The following is an 8,811-nucleotide window of genomic DNA, read 5'->3' on the forward strand; positions in this document are numbered from 1 at the left end:
ACCCTGGCCGGCCAAGACCGGCTGCCACTCAAGCTGCTTGAACGGCAGCTGCACATCTCCCAGCCAACCGTAGCCGGCTTGATCCGCCGGCTGGAAGAAAAAGAGATGATCCGCCTCGTCACTGACCCGGCAGACCGGCGCAGCAAGCTGGCCTGCATCACTGACAAGGGGCGGGCGATGGAAGAAGATGCCAAGGAAAACATGCTGGAAACCAGAACCCGCCTGCTGAGCGGCATGACCGAAACCGAGCAGCAGATCCTGCACTCCTTGCTGGCCAAAGCCTACACTTCCGTCCGCCGGTCCAAGTAATTTTTTTGCGCTAATCAATAGCTTCCTATTATTTTTAAGGAGGATTCTTATGGGGAAAGTACTGCGGTATCTCAACCGCCGCCAAATTTTTCAGTCTCTGTGCTGCTTTGCCTGCATCATCGCCACTGTCTGGCTGAACTTAAAGATGCCTGACTACATGTCCACGATCACCACCCTGGTTGAAACGCCCAAGTCACAAATGAGCGACATCTTGACCCAGGGCGCCTGGATGCTGGCTTGTGCCGTCGGCGCTGGCATCTCCATGGTGCTGGCCAACTACCTCGCTTCGCTGGTTTCAGCTGGCCTGGCCAAGACCCTGCGCCAGGAAATGTACCAGAAGACGATCCATATGGCCATGCAGGACGTGGACCGCTACTCAGCCGACTCGCTGATCAACCGGACCACCAACGACATCACGCAGATCCAGAACTTCATCGGCATGGGCATGTCCTTTATGTTCATGTCGCCGATCATGGCCGGCTGGGCCATCGTCAAGATCCTGGGCAAGGCCTGGCAGTGGACGGCTGCAACCGCCTGCTCGCTTCTGCTGATCACCGCCGTCCTCACGGTCGGCTTGATCGTGGCCATGCCGCGGTTCAAGAAGATCCAGTCGCTCAACGACAACTTGAATCAAGTTACCAGAGAGCAGCTGACCGGGATCAGGGTCGTCAGAGCCTACAATGCTGAGAAATACCAGCATAAGAAGTTCTCCAAGGCCAACGACGAACTGACCGACAACAACATGACCGCCTTCCACGTCATGAGCATCTTCAACCCTTCCGTGCAGTTCATCAATTCCCTGCTGCCGCTGATGATCTACCTGCTGGGGGCATCCCTGATCACTACTGCCGGCAGCAAGCAAAAGCTTGGAATCTTCTCAAACATGGTCGTCTTCTCCAGCTACGCCATGCAGATCGTCATGAGCTTCATGATGCTGTCAATGATTGTCTTTCTCTGGCCAAGAGCCTCGGTTTCCTCACAAAGAGTCAGCGAGGTGCTGGAGACGCCGGATTCGATGGCTGACGGCAAGGATACCGACAGCAGCGAACACGGCAGCATCGAATTCAAGCATGTTTCCTTCAAGTATCCGGAAACAGCCAGCGAAGTCCTCAAGGACATCTCCTTCAAGATCGCCCCGGGCTCTACTTTCGCGATCATTGGCGCCACTGGTTCAGGCAAAAGCTCCCTTTTGAACCTGATCGTCCGCTTCTATGACGCCACCGGCGGCCAGGTCCTGGTTGACGGCAAAAACGTCAAGGACTACCGGCGCTCCAGCCTGCGCGGCCGCATCGGCTACGCCACCCAGAAAGCCATCTTGTTCAAGGGCACCGTCAAGTCAAACATCAGCTTTGGACAAAGCGACCGGGTCAAAAGTCCGGAAGACTTGCAAAAAGCCATCGACCTGGCGCAAGCCAGCGACTTCGTAAGCCAGATGCCGGGCAAAGAAGACGCGGCCATTGCCCAGGGCGGGACCAATGTTTCCGGCGGGCAGAAGCAGCGGCTCTCCGTTGCCAGAGCAATTGCCCGCAAGCCGGAAATTCTGCTTTTTGACGACACCTTCTCAGCCCTTGACTACCAGACCGACCGCATGCTGCGCCAGGCGCTGAGCAAAGAACTCAAAAAGAGCACCAAGGTAATTGTGGCTCAAAGAATCAGCACCATTCGCGATGCCGACCAGATCCTGGTCTTAGACCACGGCCAGGCCGTTGGCCTGGGCAAGCATGCCGACCTGCTCAAGACCTGTCCGACTTATCAAGAAATCGTTGCTTCACAGTTATCAAAGGAGGAACTGAGTCATGCCTAAACGAAAACTGGACCTTGCCTCCAACCGGCAGACGATGAAAGAATTTATTGCTTATCTCGGCCGCTACAAGTTCAGCCTGATTTTTGCCATTATCGTCGCCATCGCCGGCTCCCTGCTCAACGTCTGGGGACCGAGCAAGCTTTCAGAAATTACCAACCTGATTTCCGCCGGCCTGACCGGCCGGATGAACACCGGGCGGATCATGACCATCGGGGCCGGCCTGGTTTTGATCTACGTAATAGCCGGCCTGTGCAACATTCTGCAGTCCTGGAAGATGTCAACGATCACCCAAACCATGACCCGGCAGATGCGGCAGGATATTTCTGAAAAAATCAACCGCGTGCCCCTGCGCTATTTCGACAGCCACGCTACCGGGGACACCCTCAGCCGGGTCACCAACGACGTCGACACGATCGGCCAGATGATGAACCAAAGCATCTCCAACCTCGTTTCCTCCGTCGCCATGCTGATCGGCGTCATCGTGATGATGCTCATCACCAACTGGGTAATGGCCCTGGCAGGGATGATCACCGCCGTTCTTGGCTTCCTTCTCTCCAGCGGCCTGGTCTCCTCCTCTCAGCGCTACTACAACAAGCAGCAGCAGACCATCGGGGTCTTAAACGGCAAAGTCGAGGAAAGCTACACCGGCCTGGCGGTCGTTAAGGCCTACAATGGCGAGCAGCAGATTGGCGATGAATTCAAGCAGCTCAACGACAGCCTGTTTGAATATGCCTGGAAGTCAAATGCCCTTTCCGGCTCCATGAACCCGATCATGCAGTTCTTCGGCAATGCCGCTTACGTAGTCGTCTGCGTCGTTGGTGCCGTAGCCGCCCACCAGGGCCAGATCAGCTTCGGGACCATCGTGGCCTTCATGGTCTACATCCGCCTTTTCTCAGAACCTCTGCAGAACCTGGGACAAATGGCCTCAAGTTTGGAAATGATGACTGCTGCCGCTGGCCGGGTCTTCGAATTTTTGAACGAAGAAGAAATGGGCCGCGAAGAAAATAAGCTGCAGCTGGACAGGGTCAAAGGCAGCGTCGAATTCAAGGACGTGGTCTTCGGCTACAACTACCCAGACCAGGTCATCGTTAATGATTTCAACGCCTCTGTTGCTCCCGGGGAGAAAGTTGCCCTGGTTGGGCCGACCGGGGCGGGCAAGACGACCATCGTCAACCTGCTCATGCGCTTTTATGAGATCAATTCCGGCTCCATCAAGATCGACGGCGTTTCAACCAAGGACATCACCAGAGAGAACGTTCACGACCTCTTCGGGATGGTCTTGCAGGACACTTGGCTGTTTGCCGGCAACCTGCGCGAAAACCTGGTCTACAATCAAACCGGCGTCAGTGACCAGCGCTTGAACGAAGTCTGCAGCCTGACCGGGCTCAGCGACCTGGTCAAGCAGCTGCCCAACGGCTATGACACGGTCATCAAAGCCGACGACCTCTCTGCCGGGCAAAAGCAGCTGATCACGATCGCCAGAGCCATGATCAAGGATGCCCCGCTCTTGATTTTGGATGAAGCAACCTCCAGTGTCGATACCAGAACCGAACTGAAGGTGCAGGCCGCCATGGACAAGCTGATGGAGGGCCGGACCAGTTTCGTCATTGCCCACCGCCTGTCAACGATCAGAGACGCGGACATGATCCTGGTCATCAACCACGGCGACATTGTCGAGACGGGCACTCACGAGGAGCTTTTGGCAAAAGGTGGCTTCTACGCGAACCTCTACAATTCCCAGTTTGAAGATAAGAATTAAACTTAAGAAAGCCGGAACGCCCGAAAACGTTCCGGCTTTTTTGTGGTTTTCGATTGCCAACTTTTGGACCAGTGTAGTAAATTAGAGGGAACGGATTAATTTTTTATGAAAAGAAAAGAGGATGAGCATGGAAGCAATCAAGATCGAAGATTTTCTGCACTACGCCAACCTGGGCCGGCTCAAGGCCAAGGGTGACCAGCTGGTCTGGGTCAAAGGCCTGCCAGACGCTGACAAAAAAGCAAAGTACTTCTATACCCTGGAAACTTTAAAAAACGTCCGCCCCGCCCCTTTAAGCTCCTTTGGCGAGGAAAAGGACTTCGTCTTCCTTGACGAGCAGACCGTCTGTTTTGCCGGCAACCGGACCCGGGAGAAAGGCAAAAGCTTCATCTACAAGCTGGACTTGACCGGCGGGGAAGCACAGGTGATAGCAGCTTTAGACGGTGAAGACTATGCGGTTGAAGATGCCCTGCCTGGCGGCCGGCTGCTTTTGAGCCGGCGGGTCGACTTGCGCGAAGCAGAAAAAAAGCAGGACCCTGACCAGCAGGACTACATCGTTTTGGATGAGTTTCCCGCCTACTTCAACGGCGACGGCATCATTTCCAAGTTCCGCGACCGCCTCTTCGTATTTGACCCGGCCAAGCAGGAGCTGACGGAACTTTTGCAAGAGGACCCATATTTCAATTTTGACCTGCACTATGTTGCCGGCTCCGTCCTCTACTTTGCCGGCGACAGCTACACCCGCTCCAAGGCCCGGATGCCTGGACTTTACCGGCTGGATCTGGACAAGCTGGAAAGCCGGCAGCTTTTGCCAGCTGGCCAATGGACGATTTTTGACATTTTTGTCTTGAAAGGCCGCCTCTTCCTGGCCGCCAGCGATGAAAAGCGCTATGGCTCCGAAGAGAATCCGCAGTTTTACGAATACGCGGCTGGCAAGGGCCTGCGCCTGGCTGCCGCCTGGGACGACTGCTGGGGCGACTGCGTAGATACCGACTTGTGCTTGATGGACGTGCGGACCAGCCGGGTCTTTGACGAGCGGCTTTATTTCACAACCACCAAGGTCGACCACACAGTTTTGGAATGTTTCGATGGAGAAAAGGTCAGCCCGGTTTTTGAGTTCCCGTCAATTGAATTTTTTGACTTTACCAGTGACGGCATCTGCTGGTTTACAGGGCCAGCCGCCAACGAAACCCAGCAGCTTTACAGCTTCAAAGACGGCAAAATCGCCAAGCACTCCAACTACAATGCGGCTGCCTTAAAAGGCCGCTATGTTGCTCCCGCCGTGCAAACCGACTACGAAGACTGGGCCGGCAAACTGCAGCATGGCTGGGTGCTTTATCCAAAGGACTTTGACGAGACGAAAAAGTATCCGGCCATCCTTGACGTGCACGGCGGCCCCAAAACAGTCTACGGCACCCCGCTTTTTCATGAAATGCAAGTCTGGGCGGGCCGGGGCTACTTCGTCTTCTTTGCCAACATTTACGGTTCAGACGGCCAAGGCAACGACTACGCCAACATGCGCGGGCACTGGGGCCGGGAAGACTACGAGGACTTGATGAAGTTCACCGATGCCGTTTTGGCAAAAGTCCCACAGATCGATCCGGACCGGCTGGGCATTACTGGCGGCTCATACGGCGGCTACATGACCAACTGGGTCATCGGCCACACCCACCGCTTCAAAGCAGCCGCCAGCCAGCGGTCCATGTCCAACTGGCTGAGCGATGCCTTCATGTCCGACGTTGGCCCGCTTGATGACCTGTACGCCATCGACGCGGCTGATCTGGACGACAAGCTGGACTACGCCTGGCAGCAGTCGCCTTTGAAATACGCCAAGAACGTCACCACGCCGACTCTCTTCCTGCACTCTCTGGAAGACTACCGCTGTCCTTTGCCAGAAGGCATGCAGATGTTCCGGGCCCTGCTCTACTACGGGGTTGACTGCCGGATGTGCCTGTTCAAGGGCGAGAACCACGAACTCTCCAGAAGCGGCCAGCCCAAGCACCGGATCCGCCGGCTGCGGGAAATCACCAGCTGGTTTGACCAGCATTTGCGCTAAAATCCTCCCCCTGCTGGTACTTTTTGCTTTAAAATAAATAATGGCAACAAAGCAAAAGTATGAGTAAAAAAGGAGCTAATTTTTATGACTAAAATTGCCATTTATAACGTCAGTCCTGTAGAAGTGCCTTACATTGACGACTGGGCCAGCAAAAACCAGGTTGAAGTCAAAACGACCGACCAGCCGCTGACCAGCGAAAACGTTAGTCTGGCAGAGGGCTGCAGCAGCGTTTCCTTAAAGCCGCTTGGCCCGATCGATGAAGAAGTCGTCTACCAGAAGCTGAACGAATACGGCGTCAAGTGCATGGGGCTGAGAATCGTCGGCTTCAATACCATCAACTTTGACTGGGCCAAGAAGTATGACCTCCTGGTGACCAACGTCCCGGTCTATTCCCCGCGGGCAATCGCTGAGATGACGGTAACCCAGGCAATGTACCTCCTGCGCAAGATCGGCGTCTTCCGCTACCGGATGGACCACGACCACGATTTCACCTGGCCGGGCGAACTGATCAGCAATGAAATTTACAACTTGACTGTCGGCTTGATCGGGGTCGGCCATATCGGCAGTGCCGTGGCCGAAATTTTTTCCGCTATGGGGGCAAAAGTGATTGCCTACGATGTTGCCTACAATCCGGAATTTGAGCCTTTTTTGACCTACACGGACTTTGACACGGTCTTAAAGGAAGCCGATATCGTTTCCCTGCACACCCCGCTGTTCCCGTCAACGGAAAACATGATTGGCGAAAAGCAGTTCAAGGAAATGAAGAATTCCGCCTACCTAATCAACTGTGCCCGCGGTGAACTGGTTGACACCCAGGCTTTGATCAAGGCTCTGGAAGATGGCGAGATTGCTGGTGCCGGCCTGGACACCCTGGCCGGGGAAAGCAGCTACTTTGGCCACACCGGACTCAGCGACAGCGAAATTCCGGATGACTACAAGACCCTGGCCAAGATGCCGAACGTCGTCATCACGCCGCACTCCGCCTTCTACACGGAAACTTCCATCCGCAACATGGTGCAGATCTGCTTGAACGACCAGCTGACTATCGCCAAGGGCGGCCGGCCGCGGAGCATCGTCAGCCGATAAAAAATTCCAGCCAAATAAAAAAACGTTAGAAGCAATTCTAACGTTTTTTGTTTGACTTTTTAATCCAGATAACTGTAGGGATCCGGATTTTTAGCCCGGGCCGGCATCTTGTAGCGGCCAAAAAAGATCATGGCATGGTGGGTGTGAATCCACTCGTCCTTTGGCAGCAGTTCTTCCAGCCGCTTTTCGACTTCCAGGGGCGTAGCGTCTTCCGGCACGATCTTGAACTTCTTGGAAATCCGGGAGACGTGGGTGTCGACCGCGATGGCCGGAATTCCCCAGCCTTCAGCCAAAACGACATTGGCCGTCTTATTGCCGACGCCGGCCAGCTTGACCAGGTCCTGCTTGTTGCCGGGAACCTGGCCGTCAAAATCGTCAACCAGGGTCTGGGACATCTCCTTGAGGTGCTTGGCCTTGGAATGATACAGGCCCAGGCGGGAAATATCGGCTTCGATTGCTTCCTGGCTGGCCGCGGCCATGGCTTCCGGCGTCGGAAAATCAGCAAACAGCTTGGGCGTTACCCGGTTGACCATCTTGTCGGTCGTCTGCGCGCTCAAAAGCACCGCGCACAAGAGCTGGAAGCGGTTCTCCCAGTTCAGTTCCCCTTTTGCTTCCGGAAACATGGCATCAATCCGCTTGAGCACCTGGCGGGCTTCCTCATCACTCAACAGTTCTTCGCCTTTTTTCATAAATTCTCCTTGTCTGCTATCGGTTTCTTTCCAGATATTGCTGAACTTCGCTGCTGGTCTTCAGATTCATCCGCTGCCAGTTCAGCAGGATCCGGTCAACGTACTTGAAGCTCATGGCCCGCGACAAAACTGCCTCTCTTAGGGCCAGGCGGACGACTTCCGGGGAATAGTGGTCCAGGTTCAGCCAGTCCTGGATCTCCTCGCGCTCGATCGGGGTTAGGTAGCGGCCGAATTCAATTTCGAACTCTCTAGCTAGGCCGTTGACCGGATCGTTGTTCAAGCTGTCCCCCGTCTCCTCCAGCACCTGCCCGCTTTCATCCTTGACCTGCACATGCTGGTCAAGATACTGGTCCAGCTTGTCGTAGAGCTTGTCCAGACTGTAGCGGCTGCTGATCTTCCCCGTGCCGTCGGTCACTTGCTCCAGCTGCAGGCAGTCCTTGTCCAGCAGGCTCTGGATCAAGAGGCTGACATCGTTGACCGTGAAATTGGTATTAGCCGCGATTTTTTCATTGCTAGGGAAAAAATTTCCCCGCTGGAAAAAAGCCTCCAGCTGCAAAAGCAGCACCAGTTCTGCCTCAGTCAGGCCCAGGCGGGCATAATAGGCAACCAGGCCGTTGCTGATGCTGGTCGTCCCCAATCGCCGATAAAAATTATAACTTGGCATTCTCACACATTCTTTCAAAAAAATAAAAGAGTGAGCTGACTCACTCTTTTATTTTAGCTTTTATGCCGGCCAAAAGACAACTGCCGTGCTTATGGCTGCATTCTGTTGATCATCCGCGGGAACGGTACGGCTTCACGGACGTGGTCCAGCTTGCAGATCCAAGCGATGACCCGTTCAAAGCCCATCCCGAAGCCGGAGTGCGGCACGCTGCCGTACTTGCGCAGGTCCAGGTACCAGCTGTAGTCGTCCAGGTTCAGGCCGGCTTCTTCAATTTGCGCCTTCAAGGTGTCATAGTCGGCTTCACGTTCAGACCCGCCCATGATTTCCCCGTAGCCTTCCGGTGCTTCAACGTCGGCACAGAGGTAGGTCAGCGGGTTTTCCGGGTTCTTCTTCATATAGAACGGCTTGATGGCTACCGGGTAGTTCACGATGAAGAACGGCCGGTCA

General features: G+C 54.9%; 8 protein-coding genes. 5 read left to right on the plus strand and 3 right to left on the minus strand.

Annotated features, from left to right (window positions below; translation table 11 throughout):
• The 5 genes from lacNas_RS12815 to lacNas_RS12835 form a co-directional block, all read left to right on the plus strand.
• Positions 1–309, plus strand: a 309-nt coding sequence (locus lacNas_RS12815) for a MarR family winged helix-turn-helix transcriptional regulator (protein WP_201330253.1), incomplete at its 5' end; no start/stop codon positions are given.
• 49 nt (positions 310–358) lie between these two features.
• A complete protein-coding gene (locus tag lacNas_RS12820) occupies positions 359–2,113 on the plus strand; it encodes an ABC transporter ATP-binding protein (RefSeq protein WP_201330252.1) in 1,755 nt (584 codons plus the stop codon).
• Complete coding sequence (locus lacNas_RS12825) at positions 2,106–3,872, plus strand: ABC transporter ATP-binding protein (RefSeq protein WP_244660625.1); 1,767 nt, start codon at positions 2,106–2,108, stop codon at positions 3,870–3,872. The genes lacNas_RS12820 and lacNas_RS12825 overlap by 8 nt, the downstream gene beginning before the upstream one ends.
• 127 nt (positions 3,873–3,999) lie before the next feature.
• Entirely contained in the window at positions 4,000–5,925 is a 1,926-nt protein-coding gene (locus lacNas_RS12830; protein WP_201330251.1) for an alpha/beta hydrolase family protein, read from the plus strand.
• An 84-nt stretch (positions 5,926–6,009) separates the two neighbouring features.
• Positions 6,010–7,011: a D-2-hydroxyacid dehydrogenase gene (locus lacNas_RS12835; RefSeq protein WP_201330250.1), complete on the plus strand. Its 1,002-nt coding sequence runs from the start codon at positions 6,010–6,012 to the stop codon at positions 7,009–7,011.
• A gap of 59 nt (positions 7,012–7,070) precedes the next feature.
• On the opposite strand, the gene nth is transcribed toward lacNas_RS12835, so the two are convergent.
• From nth to lacNas_RS12850, 3 genes are all read right to left on the minus strand, one after another.
• Positions 7,071–7,700 (minus strand): endonuclease III, encoded by a 630-nt coding sequence (gene nth / locus lacNas_RS12840; RefSeq protein ID WP_201330249.1) that lies wholly within the window; start codon positions 7,698–7,700, stop codon positions 7,071–7,073.
• 16 nt (positions 7,701–7,716) lie between these two features.
• On the minus strand, positions 7,717–8,364 hold the full coding sequence (locus lacNas_RS12845; protein WP_201330248.1) for a DnaD domain protein: 648 nt from the start codon (positions 8,362–8,364) through the stop codon (positions 7,717–7,719).
• 89 nt (positions 8,365–8,453) lie between these two features.
• The coding region (locus tag lacNas_RS12850) for an amino acid--tRNA ligase-related protein (protein WP_307865711.1) at positions 8,454–8,811 on the minus strand (358 nt) is incomplete at its 5' end.

This window comes from Lactobacillus nasalidis, from assembly GCF_016587775.1.
Classification (GTDB): Bacteria; Bacillota; Bacilli; order Lactobacillales; family Lactobacillaceae; genus Lactobacillus; species Lactobacillus nasalidis.

Excerpts from the sequence above, each read along its gene's own strand:
- lacNas_RS12835 (WP_201330250.1), top strand. The coding sequence starts at position 6,010 with ATGACTAAAATTGCCATTTATAACGTCAGTCCTGTAGAAGTGCCTTAC.
- lacNas_RS12845 (WP_201330248.1), bottom strand. The coding sequence starts at position 8,364 with ATGCCAAGTTATAATTTTTATCGGCGATTGGGGACGACCAGCATCAGC.
- nth (WP_201330249.1), bottom strand. The coding sequence starts at position 7,700 with ATGAAAAAAGGCGAAGAACTGTTGAGTGATGAGGAAGCCCGCCAGGTG.
- lacNas_RS12820 (WP_201330252.1), top strand. The coding sequence starts at position 359 with ATGGGGAAAGTACTGCGGTATCTCAACCGCCGCCAAATTTTTCAGTCT.
- lacNas_RS12825 (WP_244660625.1), top strand. The coding sequence starts at position 2,106 with ATGCCTAAACGAAAACTGGACCTTGCCTCCAACCGGCAGACGATGAAA.
- lacNas_RS12830 (WP_201330251.1), top strand. The coding sequence starts at position 4,000 with ATGGAAGCAATCAAGATCGAAGATTTTCTGCACTACGCCAACCTGGGC.